Here is a 23,150-nt window from a genome sequence, read left to right on the forward strand (position 1 = left end):
CAGCCGCATGGTCGTCCATATTTCTGCCCATGTGGTCTAGTCATGCCGTCCGGAGCAGCGCCGCCATCGAGCTGGCGCTCATCGGCGTGACCGCGCTCTGCGTGGCCGACATCCACTGTCGCTGACGCCGCCTCCCCGGCGTTCGCGTCGCGACCCTTTTCTCCCTTCCGTCCGTGACCGCGTCACGGATTTTTTCGACGACCCGACGCCATGGCGGACGTCTGTCCGCAGACGTCTCACTCCTCGTCCACATGTCTCATCAGTCGAGAAACCCTCGACCAACCCCGCCACGTCACCCCGAGAGGTCGTCATTCCGATGCGTCAACCGTCCGTCATAGCGCGCCGCGTGGCAGCGGCATCCGTCAGCCTGGTCGTGGCAGCGGGCGCCGCCGCCTGCGGCCCGGAGGACAACGATGCCAAGGGCTCCGGTGGCGACTCCACGCCCCACAAGGGCGGCACGCTCACGGTCCTGAACTCGCAGCCGCAGTCCGACTTCGACCCCGCGCGCCTGTACACCTCCGGGGGTGGAAACGTTCCCTCGCTGGTCTTCCGCACCCTCACCACGCGCAACCGCGAGAACGGCGCGGCCGGCGCCAAGGTCGTCCCCGACCTCGCCACCGACACCGGGCGCCCCAACAAGGACGCGACCGTGTGGACGTACACCCTGAAGAAGGGCCTGAAGTACGAGGACGGCTCGCCGATCACCTCGGCCGACATCAAGTACGGCATCGAGCGCTCCTTCGCCCCCGAACTCTCCGGCGGCGCCCCCTACCTGCGGGACTGGCTGGTCGGCGCCGCCGACTACCAGGGGCCGTACAAGGATAAGAAGGGCCTGTCCGCGATCGAGACGCCGGACTCCCGGACGATCGTCTTCCACCTGAACAAGCCCGAGGGCGAGTTCCCGTACCTCGCCACCCAGACGCAGTTCACGCCGGTCCCCCGGAGCAAGGACACGGGCACCAAGTACGAGTCGCACCCGGTCTCGTCCGGGCCGTACAAGGTCGTCAAGAACGAGAACGACGGCGAGCACATCGTCCTGGAGCGCAACACGCAGTGGTCGGCGGCGACCGACGAGGAGCGCAAGGCATACCCGGACCGGATCGACGTGCGTTCCGGCCTGGACTCCTCGGTGATCAACCAGCGGCTGTCCGCGTCCCAGGGTGCGGACGCCGCCGCCGTCACCACGGACACCAACCTCGGCCCGGCCGAACTCGCCAAGGTCACCGGCGACAAGGAGCTGGCCGCGCGGGTGGGCACCGGCCACTTCGGCTACACGGACTACCTCGCCTTCAACCCGAAGGTGAAGCCGTTCGACAACCCCAAGGTGCGCCAGGCGGTCGCCTACGCCATCGACCGGTCCTCCGTGGTCAACGCGGCCGGCGGCAGCGCCCTCGCCGAGCCCGCCACCACCTTCCTGCCGAACCAGAAGTCCTTCGGCTACACGCCGTACGACCCGTTCCCGGCGGGCAAGTCCGGCAACCCGGCGAAGGCCAAGGAACTGCTGAAGCAGGCCGGCTACTCCAGCGGCCTCACCATCACGCTGACCCACTCCAACAGCAAGGACTTCGAGACCAGCCCGGAGATCGCCACCGCCGTCCAGGACGCGCTCAAGAAGGCCGGCATCACGGTCAAGCTCCAGGGTCTGGAGGACAACGACTACCGGGACAAGATCCAGAGCGTGAAGACCGAGCCCGGTCTCTTCCTCGCCCACTGGGGTGCCGACTGGCCCTCCGGCGGCCCCTTCCTCGCCCCCATCTTCGACGGCCGGCAGATCGTCAAGGACGGAGCGAACTTCAACACGGGCCAGCTCGACGACAAGTCGGTCAATGACGAGATTGACGCGATCAACAAGTTGACCGACCTTGACGCCGCCGCCCAGCGCTGGGGCGCACTGGACAAGAAGATCGGCGACAAGGCCCTGGTCGTGCCGCTGTTCCACCCGGTCTACAAGCGCCTGTACGGCAAGGACGTCAAGAACATCGTCATCAGCGACTGGACCGGTGTCCTGGACATCTCCCAGGTCTCGGTGAAGTAGCGCCGTGAGCGAGGCACTTGCCGTCGTCGAGACCGCCGGGACGGGCACGTCCGTCCCGGCGGTCTCGGGGGCACGTCAGTTCTGGCGGCGGCTGCGGGCGCAGCGCGCCGCCCTGGTCGCCGCGGCAGTCGTCGCGCTGCTCGTCCTGGTCGCGCTCGCCGCGCCGCTGCTCACCGCGCTGGAGGGCCAGGACCCCACCACCTACCACCCGACCCTGATCGACTCCGCGCGCGGGGGCGTGCCCATCGGCTCCTTCGGCGGCGTCGGCGCCGACCACTGGCTGGGCGTCGAACCGCAGACCGGACGGGACATGTTCGCCCGGCTCGTCTACGGAGCCCGGGTGTCGCTGGGCGTGGCGCTCGCGGCGACGGTGGTCCAGATCGCCATCGGGGTCACGGTCGGCGTGGCCGCAGCGCTCGGCAACCGATGGGTTGATCAACTGTTGAGCCGGGCCACGGACATCATCGTCTCGATGCCCTTGATGATCATGTCGTTGGCACTGCTGGCCATCGTGCCCTCCAGCTTCCCCCGGCCGGTCCTGGTCACCCTGGTGATCGGCCTGATCGCCTGGGGCAGCATCGCGAAGATCGTGCGGGCCCAGACCCTCTCCCTGAAGGGCCTCGACTACGTCTCCGCCGCCCGGCTGAGCGGCTGGGGCACCTGGCGGATCGCGCGCCGCGAACTCCTGCCCGGCCTCGCCGCGCCCGTCATCACGTACGCCGCGCTGCTGGTGCCCGCGAACATCTCCGTCGAGGCGGCGCTGTCCTTCCTCGGCGTCGGCGTGAAGCCGCCCACCCCGTCCTGGGGCCAGATGCTGACCGCCGCGGACGTCTGGTACCAGGCGGCGCCCCAGTACCTGCTGCTGCCGGCCGGCGCCCTGTTCGTCACCGTTCTCGCCCTCACCGTCCTCGGCGACGGCGTGCGCACCGCCCTCGACCCGCGCGCCGCCTCCCGTCTGCGCGTCGGCACCGGCCGCAAGGACACCACCGGGACCGAGAACGCGAACGAGAACGCGACCGGGAAGGCGCCCGAGAACGCGGCCGACGGCGCGACCCGCGGGGCGGCCGGGAGCGCGAACGAGAAGGAGGCCTCCGCATGAGCGGCTTCGGTGGATTCCTGCTGCGCCGTGCCGTCGGCGCGGTGGTCACCCTGCTCGCCATCTCGGTGATCGTCTACGTCGTCTTCTACGTCACCCCCGGCAACGTCGCCCAGATCACCTGCGGCCCGCGCTGCTCTCCGGAACAGGTGCACCAGGTCGCCGAGCAGCTCAAGCTGGGCGACCCCCTCTACCTGCGCTACTGGCACTTCCTCCAGGGGCTGTTCGTCGGCCAGGACTTCTCCACGGGCACCTCCGTCGAGCACTGCGCCGCGCCCTGCCTGGGGCAGTCGTACCAGACCGACCAGCAGGTCCTGGACATCATCCTGACGAAGCTGCCGGTCAGTGTGTCGCTGGTCCTCGGCGCCATGGTGCTGTGGCTCCTCCTCGGCATCGGCACCGGTGTGCTGTCCGCCTGGCGACGCGGCCGGGTCTCCGAGCGCGTGCTGACCGCCGTCACCCTCGCGGGTACGGCCACGCCCGTCTTCGTCATCGGCCTCGTGCTGATGATCGTCGTCTGCGGCGAACTGCAACTGCTGCCCTTCCCGCAGTACGTGAACTTCTCGGACGACCCCGAGCAATGGGCGTGGAACCTCCTGCTGCCCTGGTTCTCGCTCGCCCTGATCGAGGCGGCGACCTTCGCCCGCCTCACCCGCGCGGCCATGCTGGAGACCCTCGCCGAGGACCACATCCGCACCTTCCGCGCGTACGGCGTCGCGGAGCGCTCCGTCGTCGGCCGGCACGCCCTGCGCGGCGCCCTCGCGCCCGTGATCGCGCTGAACGCCAACAACGTGGGCTCCGCGGTCGGCGGCGCCGTCCTCACCGAGACCCTCTTCGGTCTCCCCGGCATCGGCCAGGAGCTGGTGCACGCGGTGAAGGTCGTCGACCTGCCGGTGGTCGTCGGCATGGTCCTGGTGACCGGCTTCTTCGTGGTCCTCGCCAACGCCGTCGCGGACGTCCTGTACGCGGTGGCCGACCGACGGGTGGTACTCGCATGAGCCTGGTGGAAGCGGCGGACACGAGCGTGGACGCGGCGGACGGCAGCCTGGTGGACGTGACGGACCTGACCGTCGAGTTCGGCGCCCTGCGTGCCGTCGACGGGCTCTCCTTCCGACTGGCGAAGGGCGCCGCCCTGGCCCTGGTCGGCGAGTCCGGCTCCGGCAAGTCCACGGTCGCGGGCGCCCTGCTGGGCCTGCACCGGGGCACCGGAGCCCGGGTCGGCGGCTCGGTGCGGGTGGCTGGCACCGACGTACAGGCGGCCACCGACGAGGAACTACGCCGGCTGCGCGGCGCCAAGGCCGCCATGGTCTTCCAGGACCCGCTGTCCTCGCTCGACCCGTACTACGCCATCGGCGACCAGATCGCCGAGGTCTATCGCGTCCACACGCGCGTGTCGCGCCGTGCCGCACGCGCGCGTGCCGTCGAGGTGCTGGAGCGGGTGGGGATCCCGGACGCGGCACGGCGGTCCCGGTCCCGGCCGCACGAGTTCAGCGGCGGCATGCGCCAGCGCGCCCTCATCGCCATGGCCCTCGCCTGCGAGCCCGACCTGCTGATCGCTGACGAGCCGACCACCGCCCTCGACGTCACCGTCCAGGCACAGATCCTCGACCTGCTGCACGGGCTGCGCGAGGAGACCGGCATGGGCCTGCTGCTCGTCACCCACGACGTGGGTGTGGCCGCCGAGAGCGTGGACGACGTCCTCGTCATGCGGCACGGCCGGGCCGTCGAGCGCGGACGGATCGGCGCGATCCTCGCCGCACCCGCCGAGCCCTACACCCGGGAACTCCTCGACGCCGTCCCGCGCGTGGACGCCCGCCGCACCGGCTCCCCGGCCGGCGACGAGGTCGTGCTGGAGGCCACCGGCGTACGGCGCGAGTTCGGGCGCGGCAAGCGGGCGTTCGCGGCCGTGGACGACGTCTCGGTGACCGTCCGGCGCGGGGAGACCCTCGGCGTGGTCGGCGAGAGCGGCAGCGGCAAGACCACGCTCGGCCGCATGCTCGTCGGGCTGCTGGAGCCGACCGCCGGGGAGATCCGCTACGAAGGGCGCCCGCACACCGGAGCGAACCCGTCCGTCCAGATGGTCTTCCAGGACCCCGTCTCCTCCCTCAACCCGCGCCGCAGCGTGGGCGAGTCCATCGCCGACCCGCTCCGCGCGCGCGGCGAAGGGGACGAGGCGCGCATCCGGGGGCGCGTGACCGAACTGCTGGAGCGCGTGGGGCTGGAAGGGGCGCACTACGACCGGTACCCGCACGAGTTCAGCGGCGGGCAGCGCCAGCGGATCGGCATCGCGCGGGCGCTCGCCGCGGAGCCGCGCGCCATCGTCTGCGACGAGCCCGTCTCCGCGCTGGACGTCACCACGCAGGCGCAGGTGGTCGCCCTGCTCGGCGAACTCCAGCGGGAGCTCGGCCTCGCGCTGGTGTTCATCGCGCACGACCTCGCCGTCGTCCGCCAGGTCAGCGACCGGGTCGCGGTGATGCGGCGCGGCCGGCTCGTCGAGTACGGGCCCGCCGACGAGGTGTACGACAGCCCGCGCGAGCCGTACACCAAGCAGTTGCTGGCCGCCGTACCCGCGCTCGACCCGGAACTGGCGGCCCGGCGGCGCGCCGCCCGGCGCGAACCGGTAGCGGTGTAGCGGTGCGGCGTGACGTTCACGCTCGCGTGATCACTGTCTGATTCCTTAGCGCGACGGAACGCGACCCGCACGCGAAAGTTACGACCGTTCACCCCTTTTGGTGGCGCGACGGACAACCGTCCGTCGCACCACCGCCTTGTCCCCTTACGTTCGTCCCGCTGCGAGCCGCCAGGACAACGGCGGCTCCCCAGACGGGAGATCGGGGGTGCACACGTGCGCATAGGACTGGTTACCGAGGGTGGCTATCCCTATGTGGGCGGTGACGCCATGCTCTGGTGCGACTGGCTCGTGCACGGGCTCGACCAGCACGAGTTCGACGTCTACGCGCTCAGCCGCGGCCGGCACCAGGAGGCCGAGGGCTTGGTTCCGCTCCCACCGCAGGTCGGCCGGGTGCGTACAGCGCCGCTGTGGACGGCCGCGGACGACGGGGTCGTGTACGGGCGACGCGCACGCCGGCGCTTCGCCGAGTGCTACGGGGAGCTGGTGGCGGCGGTGTCCGCCGGGGCCGGGACTGAGCGCACCGGGAGCGCCCGGGCCGGGGTCGGGTCCGTGCGCGCGTCGGAGATCCGGTCGCAGGACGCTCCCGCCGATCTGGCGGACCGTTTCGGCAGCGCCCTGTACGCGCTCGCCGAACTCGCCCGCGAGGAGGGCGGACTCGTCGGGGCCCTGCGTTCCGACGCGGCCGTGCGCACACTGGAACGCGCCTGCCGTGCCCCTCGCGCGCTGCGCACGGCACGCGAGGCGCGCGTACCCGATCTGCTCACCGTCGCCGCGCACCTGGAACGCGCCCTGCGCCCCCTCTCCCTCGACTGGTACGGCGACGACGGTCTCGGCGGGGCCGACCTGTGCCACGCCACCTCGGGCGGCCCGGCCGCCCTCTGCGGCCTGCTCGCCCGGCACTTCTCCGGCGTACCGCTGCTGGTCACCGAATACGGCGTGCACCTCCGCTCGCACTACCTGACCCTCGGCCCCGACGCCGCCACCCCCGCCGTACGCGCCCTCCTCGGTGCCTTCCACGGCCGCCTCGCCGCCGAGGTCTACCGGGGAGCCGAGATCCTCACCCCGGGCAACGCCCACGCCCGCCGCTGGCAGGAACGGTGCGGCGCCGACCGGACCCGGATCCGCACGGTGTACCCGGGCATGGCGGCCGACCGGTTCACGGAGGTCGGCGAGTCCCCGGACCGTGCCGACCCGCGCACCCTGCTCTGGTTAGGGCGCGTGGATCCCGCCAAGGACCTGGTGTCGCTGCTGCACGCCTTCGCGGAGGTACGAAAGGAGGAGCCCGAGGCCCGTCTGCGGATCGTCGGCGCGCCCTCCGGTGCCGAGGGCGAGGCGTACCTGGGGCACTGCCGGGTGCTCGCCGCGCAACTGTTCCCGGACGAGGCGGAGGGCGCGCACGCCGTGGGCGACAACCCCGTCTCCTTCGAGGAGATCGGCGCCCCCGACGCCCCGACGCTGCCCGACGCGTACGCCGCCGGAGCGGTCGTCGTCCTCTCCAGCGTCGTGGAGGGCTTCCCGATCAGCCTCGTCGAGGCGATGTTCTGCGGCCGGGCCACCGTGTCCACGGACGTGGGCGCGGTGGTGGAGGTCATCGGCGGCACGGGACTGGTCGTGCCCCCGCGCAACCCCAGGGCGCTCGCCGAGGCGTGCGTGGCGCTGCTGCGCGACCCCGAACGCCGTGAGCGCCTCGGTGCCGCCGCGCGCGCCCGGGCGCTCGAACTGTTCACCGTCGAGCAGAACATCGCGGCATTTCACGGCATTTACCTGGAGATCGTTTCGCACTGCCCGGTCCGCCGGGTGGTCCTGGACGAGTCCGGTGAGCCCCTGCCGTTCGCCGCCCCCGCCGAGTCCCACGTCCCCGGCCACTGGACCGGCCCCACACCCCGCGTCCTTCCCCGCTCCATCCCCACCTGGGCCACGAACACCCCGGTCCGAGCGACCCCGCTGGCGACGGAGGGCGCCCGATGAGCGAGCTGGATGCTCGTCCGACGGAGGGGCCGGTCACCGGCCCGGCGGGTGAGCCGGGTGGTGCCGACTCCGTCAGTCACGGCGACACGCCGGTCTGTACCGAGCCGGCCGGAGCGGACCGGCCGGGGACGCCGAGCGGAGCCGATCCGTGGGACACGCGGTCGGGGGAGTGGCTGACGGGCGTGCCAGACGAGCGTTCCGCCCAAGCCGACGAGCGTTCCGCCCAAGCCGCGGGGTCGTCGTGCGCCCCTGACGGACAGCCCTCCCTGTCACCGGCCGCCCCTGCTGGGCGCCCTTCTGGACCACCGGCCGCCCTTGGTGGGCAGCCCTTTGCATTACCGGCCACCTCCGCCGGGCAGCTCTCCGCGCAAGGCCCCTCAACTCCGCTCGCCCCGGGGGAGGGCGCTCGACGGCGGTGGGCCCCCGCGCCCCGCAGGGGGTCCGTCGACCCGGTGAAATCCCTGCTGCACCGGCACCGGGAACTGTGCGAGCGGGCCGTGGACCCGTTGGAGATCGCCGCAGGGCTGGAGGCGCACGGCCTCACCGACCGCGCCGCCGCCCGCTTCCGGCACCGTGACGTCTTCTCGCTCGCCGAAGAGCTGTACGCGCGCGTGCCGCGCATCGCCGAGCCGCGCCCGGAACCCGAGCCCGTGCCGGTGCCCCGCGTCCGCGCCGGCTGGATCTTGCTCGCCCTCCTGCCCGGGGTGCTCGGAGCGGCCACGGTGACCGGACTGCGCCTTACCCAGGGACACCCCCGCCAGTCGGTGGCACTCGGCGGCCTCCTCGCCGTCGCCCTCGCCACGCGCGCGGCCCTGCGTCGCGGCCCGCTCGCCGGCCCGCCCGGCACGCGCGCGTGGGGCACCACGGTCGGCACGCGCGCGGGGACGCTCTGGCTGCTCGGGTACGCCCTCCTCGGCGACGGCCTCCTCCACTCCGTCCTGACGGGCGGCCCCGACACCCCGCCCACCATGGCCCCGGACGGCCCCTGGCCCACGGCCACCGCGCCCGTCCTGGCCCTCCTGCTGGCCTGCGCCCCGGCGGCCTGGTCCGCCCACCTCCTCGCCGCCGGCGCCCGCCGCAGGCTCGCCCGCAGCCGGGACCTGGACGACTTCACGGCAGCCGCGAGACCCCTCCTGCTCGGCGTGCTCGCCGTGTTCCTGGGCACCCTCGCCGCACTGCTCGCGCTCTGCGGCACCCTCCTGCACGCGCCCGCGGCCTACCCGCAGGCCCTCACCCTGGGCGCCCTGCTCCTGCTCGCCCGCCTGCTCACCGTGCGCCGCCACCGGCACGCCCCCGCCCTCGTGCTGGGCGCCGCCGTGGCCACGGAGGCGGCGGCCCTGGCGCTGCCCCTGGCCGGCCGGCTGCCCGGCTGCGCCTTCCTGGCGGCCCCCGTGGAGACCCTCGTCGGCGCCTGGGGCGAGACCGCCGTACCGGCCCTCGCCTGCGGCACCGCGGCCCTCGCCCTGCTCTGGCACGCCGGCCGCACCCTCACCCAGGCATCGGCCCACGCGCCGACGGGAGCACCCGACTGAACCTTCCGCCACCGGCCCGACGCACCGCCGGAGGCAACCGCATCACCCCGCTGAAGGAGAACACCAGATGACCACCTCCCGACCCGGAGCGTCCGGCACCCCCGGAACCACCGGAGCGCCCGGCACAGCCGAAGGAGCCGTCGAGACGGCCGGTACCACCGGCGCGCACACCCCGGGAGCCGCCCGATGAGGGTCCTGCTGATCGGAGCCAACGGATTCATCGGCCGCTTCGTCGCCGACCGCCTGCTCGCCGACCCGGCCGTCCAGCTCACCGCGCTCGGCCGCGGCGACGACGCCGACGTCCGCTTCGACCTCGCCACCGGCAGCCCGGGCGCGCTCACCCGCTTCCTCGACGCGGTCCACCCCGGAGTCGTCATCAACTGCGCCGGCGCCACGCGCGGGGGCGCCCGCGACCTCACCCGGCACAACACCGTCGCCGTGGCCACCGTCTGCGAGGCTCTGCGCCGCAGCGGCTGCGGCGCCCGCCTGGTGCAGATCGGCTGCGGTTCCGAGTACGGCCCCAGCCAGGCCGGCTCCTCCACGGCCGAGGACGCCGTGCCGCGCCCCGGCGGCCCGTACGGCGTCAGCAAGCTCGCCGCGACCGAACTGGTCCTCGGCTCCGGCCTGGACGCCGTCGTGCTGCGGGTCTTCTCACCGGCCGGCCCCGGCACCCCGGCCGGCTCCCCGCTCGGCCGGCTCGCCGAGGCCATGCGCCGCGCCATGCAGTCCCACGACGGCGAACTCAAGCTCGGCGGCCTCGGCGTCCAGCGCGACTTCGTCGACGTCCGCGATGTGGCCCGGGCCGTGCACGCCGCCTCGCTCTCCGCCGCGCAGGGCGTGATCAACATCGGCTCCGGCCGCGCCGTCCGGCTCAGAGACGCCGCCGCCGTCCTCGCGCGCGTCGCCGGATACGGCGGCGCCCTCCACGAACTGGACACCCCGCCCGGACCGCTGCGCAGCGCCATCGGGCACCCCCGCGCCGACTCCGAGCACGCGGTCCCGGTGGCGTACCCGTACCCGGACGGCTGCGGCAGCTGGCAGCAGGCCGATGTGCGCACCGCCCGCGACCGGCTCGGCTGGCGGCCCCGGATCAACCTCGAAGAATCCCTGGCCGACATCTGGATGGAGGCGGCATGCCGCATCTGACCAGCACCGCGGCGGGCGCCACCAGCACCGGCGTCCGCACCGCCCTCGGCATCCCCGGCTACCCCCACCCGCTCGTCGCCCCGGCCCAGTGGGCGGAGCTCGCCCGCCCCGGCACACCGCTGGACTGGGTGGTCCTCGACATCGCCGCCGGCCTCGGCACCCGCCCCGACCCGCACTGCCTGGAAGCCGCGGGCCGGCTCCGCGCCGCCGGCGTCCGCGTCCTCGGCCACCTGGACCTCACCTATGGCGCCCGCGCCTTCGGCGACCTGCTCTGCGACGCCCACCGTCACCTCGACTGGTACGGCGTCGACGGCTTCCTGCTGGACCGCTGCCCCACCGAGCGCACCGCGCTCCCCGAGGTGCGCCGCGCGATCACCGCGCTCCGTGCGATCAGTGACACCGCCCACATCGTCCTCGGCCACGGCCGTCACCCGCACCCCGGCTACGCCGAGAACGCCGACCAACTGGTGACCTTCTCCGGCCCCTGGTCCGACTACCGCTGGTCGCAGGCGGCCGAGTGGACCGCCGACTACTCGCCCGACCGCTTCTGCCACCTCGTGCACGGCGTGCCCCGCGGTCACCTGGACGAGGCACTGCGGATCGCCCGCTGGCAGGGGGCGGGCACGATCTACTTCACGGACCGTACGGACAGGGACGGTCGCGTGGACCCCTGGGAGACCATGCCCGGCTACTGGGACGACATCGTCTCGCGGGTCGGAACAGGTGTCTCGGAATGAAGAAGGCCGTGGCAGTGTTACGTAGAGAACAACTGTAGTGATCGACCGACCAACGGAGTCCCCGTGTCGCTGCCACCCCTGGTCGAGCCAGCTCCTGAGCTCACCGTAGACGAGGTCCGCAGGTACTCCCGCCACCTGATCATCCCCGACGTGGGAATGGACGGGCAGAAGCGGCTGAAGAACGCCAAGGTGCTCTGTGTGGGCGCAGGCGGCCTGGGCTCGCCGGCGCTGATGTACCTGGCCGCCGCGGGCGTGGGCACCCTTGGCATCGTGGAGTTCGACGAGGTCGACGAGTCGAACCTGCAGCGCCAGATCATCCACAGCCAGTCCGACATCGGCCGTTCCAAGGCCGAGTCCGCGCGCGACAGCGTCAAGGGCATCAACCCGTACGTGAACGTGATCCTTCACGAGGAGCGGCTCGAAGCCGACAACGTGATGGACATCTTCAGCCAGTACGACCTGATCGTCGACGGCACCGACAACTTCGCGACCCGCTACCTGGTCAACGACGCGTGCGTACTGCTCAACAAGCCGTACGTGTGGGGCTCGATCTACCGCTTCGACGGCCAGGCCTCGGTGTTCTGGTCCGAGCACGGCCCCTGCTACCGCTGCCTGTACCCGGAGCCCCCGCCCCCCGGCATGGTCCCCTCCTGCGCCGAGGGCGGCGTCCTGGGCGTGCTGTGCGCGTCCATCGGCTCCATCCAGGTCACCGAGGCGATCAAGGTCCTCACCGGCACCGGTGAGCCGCTGGTCGGCCGGCTGATGATCTACGACGCCCTGGAGATGCAGTACCGCCAGGTCAAGGTCCGCAAGGACCCCGACTGCGCGGTCTGCGGCGAGAACCCGACGGTCACCGAGCTCATCGACTACGAGGCCTTCTGCGGCGTCGTCTCCGAGGAGGCCCAGGCGGCGGCGGCCGACTCCACGATCACTCCCAAGCAGCTCAAGGAGTGGATCGACGACGGCGAGAACATCGAGATCATCGACGTCCGCGAGCAGAACGAGTACGAGATCGTCTCCATCCCGGGCGCCAAGCTGATCCCCAAGAACGAGTTCCTCATGGGCACCGCCCTGGAGAGCCTCCCGCAGGACAAGAAGATCGTCCTGCACTGCAAGACGGGTGTCCGCAGTGCGGAAGTCCTCGCGGTCCTGAAGTCCGCGGGCTTCTCCGACGCGGTCCACGTCGGCGGCGGCGTCATCGGCTGGGTCAACCAGATCGAGCCGGAGAAGCCGGTCTACTGAGCCGGTGACCCGGTGTGCGTGGCGGGGGCTTCGGGTGCGTACGGCGCCCGGAGCCCCCGTTCGCGTCAGGAGCAGACCTTGCCGTCCTTCGGCACCGTCCCGTTCAGCAGGTAGGCGTCCACCGTCGAGTCGACGCAGTCGCTCCCGTTGCCGTACGCCCCATGTCCCTCGCCCTTCCAGGTGAGTGCGACGCCCACGCCCCGGCCCAGTTCGTCGGCCATTCTGCGGGCGCCCTCGTACGGGGTGGCCGGGTCGCCGGTGTTGCCGACCAGCAGGATCGGCGCCGCGCCCGGTGCGCTGACCTCCGGGGTGTCGTACTGGCCCGGCACCGGCCAGTCGTGGCACCAGCCCGCCGTGTCCCAGCCGAGGAAGTCCCCGAACACCGGCGATATCCGCTGGAACTCCGCCAGCCGCCGCTTCGTCCCGTCGAGCGTGGGTCGCTGTTTGTCGTCCAGGCACGATATGACCCGCTGGGAGTGGGTCGTCGTGCCGTAGCGGCCCGAGGCGTCCCGGTCGTCGTACTCGTCGGCGAGCGCCAGCAGCCCCGAACCGTCGCCCCGCTGCGCCGACTTGAGGGCTTCGGTCAGCCGCGGCCACAGCGACTCGCTGTACAGCGGCAGGATGATCCCGGTGACCGCGAGCGTCTGGGTGAGCTTCCGGCCGGATGACGTCGGCAGCGGTTCGGCGTCGATCCGGGTCAGCAGGTCGGCCACCTTCCGGGAGCCCTGTTCCGGGTCCTGACCGGTGGACTTGAGGTAGTCGTCCAGGGCCCGCTGGAAGCCGCGTGCCTGGTTCTCGGCGTGGCCCACCGTGTCCGCGGTCGGGTCGACCACCGCGTCGAGGACCAGCCTGCCCACCCGCTTCGGGAACAGGTGGGCGTAGACACCGCCGAGTTCGGTGCCGTAGGAGATGCCGAAGTAGTGCAGCTTGTCGTCGCCGAGGACCTGGCGCATCAGGTCCATGTCCCGGGCGGTGTCGGTGGTGGACACATGGGCCAGCAGCGGGCCGGCGGCCTTCTGGCAGCCCTTGCCGAAGTCGGTGACGTCCTGGAGGTACGCCTTCTCCTCGGCCGGGGTGTCCGGTGTGGCGTCCACGGACTCGGCGGCCTGGATCTCCCGGTCGCCGCGGCAGCGGACACCCCCGCTCGCGCCGACCCCCCGGGGATCCCAGCTCACCAGGTCGTAGCGCTCGTGGAGGGAGGAGACGGAGGCTTCGAAGTACGGCATCGTCGACACGCCCGAGCCGCCCGGGCCGCCGAAGTTGAACAGCAGCGAGCCGATGCGGTCACCCCCGGTCGCCCGCGCGCGGACGAGGGCGAGCCCGATCGTCCTGCCGTCCGGCCGGGACCAGTCCAGCGGCACCTTCAGCGTCGCGCACCGCCAGGCGTCGCCCGGCGGGGACGAGGTCCCGGTGGCCTCGCAGCGGTGCCAGTCGAGGCGCTGGGAGGTGAGGGAGGCCGGAAGGCCGGCCGGCGTCGACGCGGTCGTGGAGCGCGACGCCGACGGGGGAGCCGAGCCCGTTCCCTTGCCCTCGTCCCTGCTCCCGCCCCCGTCGGACGAGCCCCCGCATCCGGCCAGCAGCAGCCCCGCCGCCAGCGCGGCCGTCCACCGCAGGAATCGCATCATGCGCACCCCCTCACAGGCCCGCCGCATCGTGCCGCGCCGGGCGTTCAGGCCATCGTAGGCGCCCCGGGCTCGGCCTGCGGAGGCCTGTGGATAACCCTCTGACCTGCGGTTACGTCTACTGCGAGGTGCTGTTGTTGTCGGGGGTCGGTCAGGCGCAGACCGTGTTGGCCTTCGGCGGCCTGCCGTCCAGCAGGTAGCCGTTCACCGCGTTCTGCACGCACGTGTTCTTGCTGTCGTACGCGCCGTGCCCCTGGCCCTTGTACGTCAGCTCGATGCCGACTCCCTTGCCGAGTGCCTCCACCATCTTCCGTGCGCCCTCGTACGGGGTGGCCGGGTCGCCGGTGTTGCCGACGACGAGGATGGGCGCCGCCCCCGGGGCGCTGACGTCGGGATGGTCGGCCGCGCCCGGCACCGCCCAGTCCGTGCAGCTGACCATGCCCCAGGCCAGGAAGTCGCCGAACAGCGGGGAGGCCGCGCGGAACTCGGGCAGCCTCCGCTGGACGTAGTCCGCGGTGTACCGGGGCTTCTCGTCGGAGCAGTTGATGGCGGTGTTCGCCGCGGTGAGGTTGCTGTACTCGCCGTTCTCGTTGCGGCCGTTCATCGAGTCGGAGAGCAGCATGAGGATCTTGCCGTCGCCGTCGTAGGCCTGCTCAAGACCCTCGGTGAGGTACTCCCAGAAGTCCTTCGAGTACAGGGACTGCGCGATGCCGTTAGTGGCGGCGGTCTGCGTCAGCCGGCGTGGGAAGATGCCCGGGATCGGCTTCTTCTCCAGGTCGGCGAGGAGATGCGCGATGCGGTCCTTCACCTCCTGCTCGGTGCTGCCGATCGGGCACTCCTCGGCCTTCGAGGTGCAGTCCCTGGCGAAGTTGTCGAGCGCGAGCTGGAAGCCTCTGGCCTGTCCGAGCGCGCCCTCCTCCGGGGTCTGCGTGGGGTCCACGACCGCGTCCAGGACGGCCCGGCCGACGTGCTTCGGGAACAGGTGGGCGTAGACACCGCCGAGTTCGGTGCCGTAGGAGATGCCGAAGTAGTGCAGCTTGTCGTCGCCGAGGACCTGGCGCATCAGGTCCATGTCGCGGGCCGCGTCCGTGGTGCGCACATGCGGCAGGATCTTCGTGGAGTTCTTCTCGCAGGCCGCGTTGAACTGCTTGGTGCGGTCCAGGAGCTGGACCTGCTCGGCGTGGTCGTCCGGGGTCGCGTCCTGCTGGAAGTACTCGTCCAACTGGGCGTCGCTCTCGCACTCCACCGGTGCGCTGCGGCCGACCCCGCGCGGGTCGAAGCTGACCAGGTCGTAGCGGGTGCGCAGGGCCGCGTAGTCCGCGCCGAACGCGGGCAGCGTGGTCACACCGCTGCCGCCCGGGCCGCCGAAGTTGAACACGAGCGAGCCGATCCGCCTGCTCGCGGGCCCGCTGGCCTGGGCGCGGATCAGGGCGATGCCGATCGTGTCGCCCTTCGGCCTGCTCCAGTCCAGCGGCGCCTTCATGGTCGCGCACTGCCACTCCCCGCCGTTGGGCAGCGGCGAGGGAGGGCTGCCGCCGCCTTCCGCCTCGGAGGGGGCCGGGCAGGACTTCCAGTCCAGCTTCTGCGCCGTGAGATCCCCGTCCTTGCCGCCGTCGCCGCATCCGGCCAGTACAGCGGAGAGCAGCACAGCGGTGGTGGTCAGCACGGCGGCGCGCAGCCGGAACGGGTTCGCCATACTCCCATCGTGGGGGCGCGCACGCCGGGGCGCGCGGGACGCGGGCCGTAAGAGGTACGCACCGGCGGGGCCGGGACCGCACCGGGCAGGCCCGCTTACAGGGCTCCCTTGCGGCTGAGGTGGTTGAAGGCCAGCCAGCCCGGCAGCACCGGCAGCCACAAGGTCAGCAGCCGGAACAGCAGGACGGCCGGCGCGGCGACCTCCTTGGGCAGGCCCACGGCGATCAGGCCGACGGTGAGGGTCGCCTCGACCGCGCCCACGCCGCCGGGGGTGGGCGCCGCGGAGCCGAGCGCGTTGCCGGCGAGGAAGACGACGGCGACGCTGGCGATGCTCAGCGACACCGATCCGTCGCCGAAGGCGCGGATGGAGGCGTCCAGGCACATCACGAAGCAGGCGGTCAGCAGCAGCATGCCGCCGATGCCGGTGATGAGCTTCTGGGGCCGTTGCAGCACGTCGAGCATCCGCGGCACGACTCCGGCGAACAGCGACCTCACGCGCGTGACGACGAATTTCCGCAGGAACGGCACCGAGGTGACCACGAGGACCAGGACGGCCACGGTCAGCAGACCCGCGATGACCGTGCGGGACGGCGACAGCGACGGTGTCTTCTCGGTTCCGGTCAGATAGCCGAAGGACAGCAGCATCAGGATGTGACAGCCGAGCCCGAACAGCTGCGAGGCGCCGACGCTCGCCACCGCGAGCCCCGGACGTACGCCGGCGCGCTGGAGGAAGCGCGTGTTGAGGGCCACACCGCCGACCGCGGCCGGCGCCACGATCTTCACGAACGACCCGGCGACCTGCGCCGCCACGGTCCGCGGGAACGGCACCCGCTCCGGTACGAAGCCCAGCAGGGCCATCGCGGCGGCGACGTAACTCAGCGCGGAGAACAGCACCGCGGCGAGCACCCAGCCCCACTGGGCCCGCGCGAACAGCGTGCCGAACTCGATGTGGGTGAGCTGCGTCAGCAGGTAGTACGCGCCGATCGCACCGGCGATGAAGCTGATCAGGGTGCGCGGCCGGACCCGTTCCAGGCGGGCCGGTTCCACGGGAGCCTGGGGCCTGATCCGCAGCACCTGGTGCCGGATCTGGGTGAGCAGATCCTCCTCGCGGGCCTCTTCGAGAGCTTCGTCGATGGCCCGCTTCTCCGCGCGCTGCTCGGCGCGGACCGCCTTCTTGTCGAGCTTTTCGAGCCCGGGAGAGGCCGTCTCGGACGCCTCCTCCGCACGGGCCAGCTTGGCCTGCCGGGAGGCTTCGAGCACCGCTTCCCGTTCGCGCTGCGCCCGCTCCCTGGCCAGTCGGCGCAGCGTCGCGCGCGTGGAGCGCGTCAGCGCGATCGGCTGGAGCATCGGCAGGCAGTCGGCGACCGCGTCCGGGCCGAGCACCTTGACTGCCGAGGCCACCGCCCGTTCGGCACCGACCCGCAGGCCGAGCGTGGTGACCAACTGGGCGATGTCCATGCGCAGCAGCAGATCGCCGGCCGCGATCTCCCCACCGCGCAGTTCGGTGAGGATCACCCTGCCGGAACGATCCACCAGGATCGCGTCTCCGGCCAGCCTGCGGTGTGCGATGCGCCGGGACTGCAAGGCCCGCACCTGGTGCCAGGTGTTGCGCAGCAGCTCGTCGGTGATGTCCTCGTCGGCCAGCGAGTCCAGGGTGCGCCCGCCGGTGTGCTCGTAGACGAGCATGACCGCGTCCGGGCCGAGTTCGGAGGTGGCGATGAGCTTGGGCGCGTTGGCGCCCGCCGCGATCGCCGCGTACGCCAGCAGCGCCTCCTGCTCCAGTGCCTGGCGCAGCGACTGGAGGCTGGAGCGGGTGGCGAAGCCGCGCAGGGTGAGATTGCGCCAGGCGCGGTAGAAGAAGCCCTGGGCCTGCTGTTCCCGGTCGACGACCGTGACGTCCAGCGGCGGGCCGTCCTCCAGGGAGACGAAGTAGCGCCGGCCCCGGTCGCCGTTCTCCGTCTCCACCGCTTCCTCGCGGGCCGCGCCGACGGGATGGAAGCCGACGTGCCTCAGGCCCGCCATCAGCGTGTGGCCGGTCGGGCGGACATTGGGGGAGCCGACCGCGTACAGGGTGCCGTAGGCGATGGTCCAGCCGATCAGCACGGTCAGGATGATCGAGAAGGGGGTCGTGTAGCCGGTGACCAGCATCGAGAACGCGTCGAGCAGCAGCACGATCCACAGCACCGCGCGCCATCTGGGTCTGCGGGACATGCCGACGGCCGTCATGTAGGCGATCACAGGGGCCAGATAGCCGTGCACTGGGTCGGTCAGGGCGTGGATGTCGCCCGGCGAGGGCTGGGTGAGCGCCTCCTGGATCGAGTCCGGGGCGGCCCGGGCGACCCACAGATCGGTGGCGAGCGTCACTCCGTGCGCCAGGACGGCCGCGAGGACGCCGTCGGCGATGCGCAGCCCGTCCCGTTTGATCAGCCGTTCGATCGCGAACGCGACCGGCACCAGCAGGATCGCGATGCTGGACGCCAGCCCCGCGATCTTGATCAGCAGGTCCGGGGCCTGTCCGGTGCCCTTGTTGATGTCCTGTTCGAGGCCCGAGGTGGTGCCGTGCGCGAACGCGGCGATCGCGAGAAGCACCACGATGCCGAGCAGACCGACCAGGAGCCGCATCAGGTCGGAGGGGCGGTGCACGCGCGCGGGGAGCAGCGGTTCGTCGCGCTCCACCTGCTCGGCGTGGGGGTCGTCGCCGGCGCACGGACGGTGGTCCGAGGGCGTGGTCCCGGGGACGTGCGCCGCCTCGGGGACGGGCGGCCCCTCGGCGGCGTCCGCTCCGCCGTCGTCACGCGCGCGCGTGCCGTCGTCGCCGTGCTGACCAGCGTCTTCCTGGTTGTGCCGGCCGGTGTCTTCCTGCCGCGCGCCGGTGCCGCCGTCGTCCGCGCGGGCGGGGCCGGGGCGCGCGGAGGCGTCAGGGGTGCCCGCCGCTCCTTCGGGGTGCACGCCCTGCTCCTTCGTGGTCTCTTCGTGGTCTCGTATCACCAGTCACCGCCCGCACGATGGTGGCATGCCCCACCGACACTCACGGGCATCAGGGTGCGGATGCGCGGGCGCACAGTCTGCCCCAAGGACCGCGCGGGGGCGAGAGGACCGTCCCCCACGGTCCCCGCCGGAACGTCGGTGGGGTGCGGCAGGATGGGGTGGATGAGCGAGCAGAGTCCTCCCGAAGACGCCCGCGCGGAGTACGCGGACGCGCTGCCGGAGTACGCCGAGCGGGTCCTGGACGTCGCCGAGCGGATTCCGCCGGGCCGGGTCATGACCTATGGCGATGTCGCGGAGTGGCTGGAGGAGGGCGGGCCGCGCCAGGTCGGCCGGGTGATGGCCCTCTACGGCGGCACGGTCCCGTGGTGGCGTGTCGTACGCGCCGACGGCGTGCTGCTGCCCGGACACGAGCTGCGCGCGCTCGCCCACTACCGCGCGGAGGGCACCCCGCTGAAGCAGGCGGGCAGCAGCACCGAGGGCCATCTGCCGCGGCTCGACATGCGCCGGGCCCGATGGGACGGCGGCGCGGGTGCGGAGGGTCACACCTGACAGCTTCCGCCATCGGATGTCGCCGCGGGGGGCTCGTGGCCCGTTCGAGGGACATGGGGGACGTCCGTGGCATGCCGTACGTTCGTGAGATGTGGGACCCGCGTGACCCGAGCGCCGCGAGGGAAGAAGCGGAAGCCCTGCTTCCATCCGGAGCGGCGGCGTAGCGTCGGCAGCACGTGTCCCCCTCATCCCGCGGCCACCGCCTCGCGCGCCTGACCGCCTGCCCGCCAGCACGACCACCAGGACCGGCACATCACGTGAGCTCCTCTTCCTCCACCAGGCGCCCGCCGCACCCACCGGTGCGGCAGGGGAGCCGTGGCGCTTACCGACTGGTCCGTACCCCTCCGGCCGTCGTGGACCCCCCTCGTCTGGACGCGGCACAGCGTGCCGTGGTTGACCACCGGACCGGACCACTCCTCGTCCTCGCCGGCCCCGGCACCGGCAAGACCACCACGCTGGTCGAGTCCGTGGCCGCCCGGATCGCCCGGGGCGGCGACCCCGAGCGCATCCTGGTGCTCACGTTCAGCCGCAAGGCCGCCGTCGACCTGCGTGACCGCATGGCCCTGCGCATGGGCGCCGCCCGCGCCCCCAGGGCGACCACATTCCATTCGTACTGCTACGCGCTGGTCCGCGCCCACCAGGACAGCGGCCGGTTCACCGAGCCGCTGCGCCTGCTCTCCGGCCCGGAGCAGGACGTCACCGTCCGGGAGCTGCTCGCCGGCCAGCCGGAGCTGGAGCGGCTCGGCCTGACCCACGTGCGCTGGCCGGACGAACTGCGCGCCTGCCTGACCACGCGTGGCTTCGCCGACGAGGTCCGTGCCGTCCTCGCCCGCAGCCGGGAGCTGGGCCTCGGCCCGGAGGCCCTGGACGCCTTCGCCCGCCGCATCGGCCGCCCCGACTGGCGGGCGGCGGCCGCGTTCCTCGCCGAGTACCTCGACACCCTGGACCTCCAGGGCGTGCTGGACTACGCGGAACTGGTCCACCGCGCGGTCCTGTTCGCCCGCCGCCCGGAGACCGCGGCAGGGCTGGCGGCCCAGTACGACGCCGTGTACGTCGACGAGTACCAGGACACCGACCCCGCCCAGGTCCGGCTGCTGCACGCCCTGGCGGGCGGGGGGCGCACCCTGGTCGCCTTCGGTGACCCCGACCAGTCGATCTACGCCTTCCGGGGTGCCGACGTGAACGGCATCCTCGACTTCCCGGCCGCCTTCCGGCGCGCGGACGGCCGCCCCGCGCCCGTCGCGGTGCTGCGCACCTCGCGCCGCTCGGGCGCCGCCCTGCTGGCCGCGACCCGCCTGATCACCCAGCGCATGCCGCTGTCCCGGCTGCCCGCCGAGAAGGTCCGCGCCCACCGGGAGCCGGCCGCCGTACGGGACGGCGGCCGGGTCGAGGTCCACACGTACCCGACGCCCGGCGCGGAAGTGGACAACATCGCGGACATCCTGCGCCGCGCGCACCTGGAGGACGGCGTCCCCTGGAGCGACATGGCCGTCCTGGTACGCGCGGGCTCTCGTCTCCCGACCCTCCGCCGGGCCCTCACCGCGGCCGGCGTCCCCCTGGACATCGACGGTGACGAGCTGCCCCTGCGGCACGAGCCCGCGGTCGCACCGCTGCTCACGGCCCTCCGCGCGGTGGCCACGGCGGAGGCACGACACCGCGACGAGGAGTCGGCCGGGAGTCCGGAGAAGCGCGAGCCGGCTGGTGAAGGAGCCGGCGGGGTAGGCACTCATGCCGTCGGAGAGCGCAGCGAAGCCGGCGGGGCAGGTACAGAAGCCGCCGGAGAACGCACTGAAGCCGGCGGGGCAGCTACGGAAGCCGTCGAAGAGCGCACCGAAGTGGGCGGGGAAGGCACGGAAGCCGCCGGGGTACGCACTCATGCCGTCGGAGAACGCACCGAAGCCGACGCGGCACGTACGGAAACCGCCGGGGTACGCACCGAATCCGGCGGGCAAGGCACCGAAGCCGCCGGTGGACCCGCCCTAGCCGCTGAAGAAGGCGCCGAAGCCCCCGCGGAACCGGCTCCGGACGCCTCCTGGCTGGACACCGAGACCGCTCTCACCCTGCTCACCTCACCGCTCGCCGGCATGGACGCCGCCGACCTGCGCCGCCTCGGGCGTGCCCTGCGCGACGAGGAACGGACCGCCGGGAACCCCCTGCCGCCGCCGTCCGACGAGCTCCTCGCGCGGGCACTCGCCGAACCGGAGCGCCTGGCCGTGCACGACCCGGCGTACGCGCGCGGGGCGCAGCGGCTCGGCGCGCTGCTCCGCAAGGCACGTGAGCGCCTCGCCGGCGGCGGTACGGCCGAGGAGGCGCTGTGGGACCTGTGGCAGGGCACACCGTGGCCCGGACGCCTGGAGCGGGCCGCTCGGCGGGGTGGCGCGGCCGGCCGGAACGCCGACCGGGACCTGGACGCCGTGTGCGCGCTGTTCGCCACCGCCGCGCGCGCGGAGGAGCGCTTCGGAGGCCGCGGCGCCCTGAACTTCCTGGAGCAGATCGAGGCCGAGGACATAGCCGCCGACACGCTCGCCCGCCGCGCGGTACGCCCGGACGCCGTCCGCGTGATGACCGCGCACCGCGCCAAGGGCCTGGAGTGGCGGCTGGTCGTCGTCGCCGGTGTCCAGGAGGGGCTCTGGCCCGACCTGCGGCGCCGCGGCTCGCTGCTGGAGGCCGACCGCATCGGCCGCGACGGACTCGCCGAGCCGCTCACCCCGGGCGCGCTGCTCGCCGAGGAGCGCCGCCTGTTCTACGTCGCCGCCACGCGCGCGCGTGACCGCCTCGTCGTCAGCGCGGTGAAGGCACCGGCCGACGACGGCGACCAGCCGTCCCGGTTCCTCACCGAACTGGGCGTCGAGCCGAGGGACGTCACCGGGCGCCCGCGCCGGCCGCTGTCCGTCGCCGCGCTCGTCGCCGAACTGCGCGCGACCACGGTCGACCCGCGCGCCTCGGCCGCGCTGCGGGAGGCCGCCGCCCGCCGGCTCGCCCGGCTCGCCGCGCTCGCCGACGAGGACGGCCGCCCGCTGGCGCCGTCCGCGCACCCCTACCGCTGGTGGGGCATGTTCGATCCGACCGAGAGCAAGGTGCCGCTGCGCCACCGGGACCAGCCCGTGGTGCTCTCCGGCAGCGCCCTCGACCAGCTCGCCAACACCTGCGCGTTGCAGTGGTTCCTGGGCCGCGAGGTGAAGGCGGACGCCCCCGCCACCACCGCGCAGGGCTTCGGGAACGTCGTCCACGTCCTCGCCGACGAGGTCGCCTCCGGCCGCACCCCCGCCGACCTCGACGTCCTCATGGAACGCCTGGACTCCGTGTGGAACGCGCTGGCCTTCGACGCGCCGTGGAAGTCGCGGCAGGAGAAGGACAACGCGCGCGTGGCGCTCGAACGCTTCCTGAACTGGCACGTGCTGGCCCGGGCGGGCCGGACCCCGGTGGCGAGCGAGCACGACTTCGACGTCACCCTCGAAGCAGGCGACTACCAGGTCCGCGTCCGCGGCCAGATGGACCGCGTGGAGACGGACGCCGAGGGCCGCGCCTACGTGGTCGACTTCAAGACCGGCAAACAGGCGCCCACCGCGGGCGAGGTGGAGCGCCACCCCCAGCTCGCCGTCTACCAGCTCGCCGTCCGCGAAGGCGCCGTCGACACGGCCTTCGACGGCGTACGCCCCGAGCCGGGCGGCGCGGAGCTGGTCCACCTCAGACAGGGCGCCGCCAAGCGGGACGGGGGCGACAGCCTGCCCAAGGTGCAGACCCAGGAGCCGTTGACGGGGGAGTGGGTCGGCGAGCTGCTGGCCACCGCCGCCGGAAAGGTCCTCGACGAGCGGTTCACGCCGAGCGCCGGCCAGCACTGCGCGCACTGCGCGTTCCGGGCGTCGTGCAGCGCGCGCCCAGAGGGACGGCACGTGGTCGAGTGACGT

16 protein-coding genes are annotated in these 23,150 nt (G+C 72.8%); 13 read left to right on the forward strand and 3 right to left on the reverse strand.

Features of this window, described 5'->3' with window-relative positions:
- The first annotated feature begins 29 nt into the window (after positions 1–29).
- From IE294_RS49780 to moeZ, 11 genes are all read left to right on the forward strand, one after another.
- Positions 30–125 carry an Ms4533A family Cys-rich leader peptide gene (locus IE294_RS49780; RefSeq protein WP_359834347.1) on the forward strand — a complete coding sequence of 32 codons (96 nt, stop codon included), beginning with the start codon at positions 30–32 and terminating at the stop codon, positions 123–125.
- A 191-nt stretch (positions 126–316) separates the two neighbouring features.
- A complete protein-coding gene (locus IE294_RS27620) occupies positions 317–2,035 on the forward strand; it encodes an ABC transporter substrate-binding protein (protein WP_189890529.1) in 1,719 nt (572 codons plus the stop codon).
- 4 nt (positions 2,036–2,039) lie between these two features.
- Positions 2,040–3,134 (forward strand): ABC transporter permease, encoded by a 1,095-nt coding sequence (locus IE294_RS27625; protein WP_189890531.1) that lies wholly within the window; start codon positions 2,040–2,042, stop codon positions 3,132–3,134.
- Positions 3,131–4,129: an ABC transporter permease gene (locus IE294_RS27630; protein WP_189890533.1), complete on the forward strand. Its 999-nt coding sequence runs from the start codon at positions 3,131–3,133 to the stop codon at positions 4,127–4,129. Before IE294_RS27625 ends, IE294_RS27630 begins: the two co-directional genes overlap by 4 nt.
- Positions 4,126–5,763 carry a dipeptide ABC transporter ATP-binding protein gene (locus tag IE294_RS27635; protein ID WP_189890535.1) on the forward strand — a complete coding sequence of 546 codons (1,638 nt, stop codon included), beginning with the start codon at positions 4,126–4,128 and terminating at the stop codon, positions 5,761–5,763. Before IE294_RS27630 ends, IE294_RS27635 begins: the two co-directional genes overlap by 4 nt.
- 213 nt (positions 5,764–5,976) lie before the next feature.
- Positions 5,977–7,731: a DUF3492 domain-containing protein gene (locus IE294_RS27640; protein WP_189890537.1), complete on the forward strand. Its 1,755-nt coding sequence runs from the start codon at positions 5,977–5,979 to the stop codon at positions 7,729–7,731.
- Between the two features lie 452 nt (positions 7,732–8,183).
- On the forward strand, positions 8,184–9,263 hold the full coding sequence (locus tag IE294_RS27645; protein ID WP_189890539.1) for a hypothetical protein: 1,080 nt from the start codon (positions 8,184–8,186) through the stop codon (positions 9,261–9,263).
- A gap of 67 nt (positions 9,264–9,330) precedes the next feature.
- The gene (locus IE294_RS49090; RefSeq protein ID WP_268252815.1) at positions 9,331–9,453 is read left to right on the forward strand and encodes a hypothetical protein; all 123 of its coding nucleotides are present in this window, start codon (positions 9,331–9,333) and stop codon (positions 9,451–9,453) included.
- The gene (locus tag IE294_RS27650; protein WP_189890541.1) at positions 9,450–10,409 is read left to right on the forward strand and encodes an NAD-dependent epimerase/dehydratase family protein; all 960 of its coding nucleotides are present in this window, start codon (positions 9,450–9,452) and stop codon (positions 10,407–10,409) included. Before IE294_RS49090 ends, IE294_RS27650 begins: the two co-directional genes overlap by 4 nt.
- A complete protein-coding gene (locus IE294_RS27655) occupies positions 10,397–11,146 on the forward strand; it encodes a spherulation-specific family 4 protein (protein WP_189890543.1) in 750 nt (249 codons plus the stop codon). The genes IE294_RS27650 and IE294_RS27655 overlap by 13 nt, the downstream gene beginning before the upstream one ends.
- Positions 11,147–11,209: 63 nt before the next feature.
- Entirely contained in the window at positions 11,210–12,388 is a 1,179-nt protein-coding gene (moeZ, locus tag IE294_RS27660; protein ID WP_014674845.1) for an adenylyltransferase/sulfurtransferase MoeZ, read from the forward strand.
- 65 nt (positions 12,389–12,453) lie between these two features.
- On the opposite strand, the gene IE294_RS27665 is transcribed toward moeZ, so the two are convergent.
- From IE294_RS27665 to IE294_RS27675, 3 genes are all read right to left on the reverse strand, one after another.
- The gene (locus IE294_RS27665; protein ID WP_189890545.1) at positions 12,454–14,013 is read right to left on the reverse strand and encodes an alpha/beta hydrolase; all 1,560 of its coding nucleotides are present in this window, start codon (positions 14,011–14,013) and stop codon (positions 12,454–12,456) included.
- A 148-nt stretch (positions 14,014–14,161) separates the two neighbouring features.
- On the reverse strand, positions 14,162–15,706 hold the full coding sequence (locus IE294_RS27670; protein WP_189890547.1) for an alpha/beta hydrolase: 1,545 nt from the start codon (positions 15,704–15,706) through the stop codon (positions 14,162–14,164).
- A gap of 95 nt (positions 15,707–15,801) precedes the next feature.
- Positions 15,802–18,654: a lysylphosphatidylglycerol synthase domain-containing protein gene (locus tag IE294_RS27675; RefSeq protein ID WP_373315856.1), complete on the reverse strand. Its 2,853-nt coding sequence runs from the start codon at positions 18,652–18,654 to the stop codon at positions 15,802–15,804.
- A gap of 201 nt (positions 18,655–18,855) precedes the next feature.
- Between IE294_RS27675 and IE294_RS27680 the strand changes: the two genes are divergently transcribed.
- Together IE294_RS27680 and IE294_RS27685 are read left to right on the forward strand one after the other, a co-directional pair.
- A complete protein-coding gene (locus tag IE294_RS27680; protein ID WP_189890560.1) occupies positions 18,856–19,242 on the forward strand; it encodes an MGMT family protein in 387 nt (128 codons plus the stop codon).
- Positions 19,243–19,499: 257 nt separating this feature from the next.
- Positions 19,500–23,147 (forward strand): ATP-dependent helicase, encoded by a 3,648-nt coding sequence (locus IE294_RS27685; protein WP_189890562.1) that lies wholly within the window; start codon positions 19,500–19,502, stop codon positions 23,145–23,147.
- Positions 23,148–23,150 lie beyond the last annotated feature (3 nt).

Source organism: Streptomyces canarius (assembly GCF_014650735.1).
GTDB lineage: Bacteria > Actinomycetota > Actinomycetes > Streptomycetales > Streptomycetaceae > Streptomyces > Streptomyces olivaceoviridis.

Bases quoted from the DNA above. Each gene is read 5' to 3' on its own strand.
- IE294_RS27670 (WP_189890547.1), bottom strand. From the start codon at position 15,706: ATGGCGAACCCGTTCCGGCTGCGCGCCGCCGTGCTGACCACCACCGCT.
- IE294_RS27655 (WP_189890543.1), top strand. From the start codon at position 10,397: ATGCCGCATCTGACCAGCACCGCGGCGGGCGCCACCAGCACCGGCGTC.
- IE294_RS27630 (WP_189890533.1), top strand. From the start codon at position 3,131: ATGAGCGGCTTCGGTGGATTCCTGCTGCGCCGTGCCGTCGGCGCGGTG.
- IE294_RS27665 (WP_189890545.1), bottom strand. From the start codon at position 14,013: ATGATGCGATTCCTGCGGTGGACGGCCGCGCTGGCGGCGGGGCTGCTG.
- IE294_RS49090 (WP_268252815.1), top strand. From the start codon at position 9,331: ATGACCACCTCCCGACCCGGAGCGTCCGGCACCCCCGGAACCACCGGA.
- IE294_RS49780 (WP_359834347.1), top strand. From the start codon at position 30: ATGTGGTCTAGTCATGCCGTCCGGAGCAGCGCCGCCATCGAGCTGGCG.
- IE294_RS27620 (WP_189890529.1), top strand. From the start codon at position 317: ATGCGTCAACCGTCCGTCATAGCGCGCCGCGTGGCAGCGGCATCCGTC.
- IE294_RS27635 (WP_189890535.1), top strand. From the start codon at position 4,126: ATGAGCCTGGTGGAAGCGGCGGACACGAGCGTGGACGCGGCGGACGGC.
- IE294_RS27650 (WP_189890541.1), top strand. From the start codon at position 9,450: ATGAGGGTCCTGCTGATCGGAGCCAACGGATTCATCGGCCGCTTCGTC.
- IE294_RS27680 (WP_189890560.1), top strand. From the start codon at position 18,856: ATGAGCGAGCAGAGTCCTCCCGAAGACGCCCGCGCGGAGTACGCGGAC.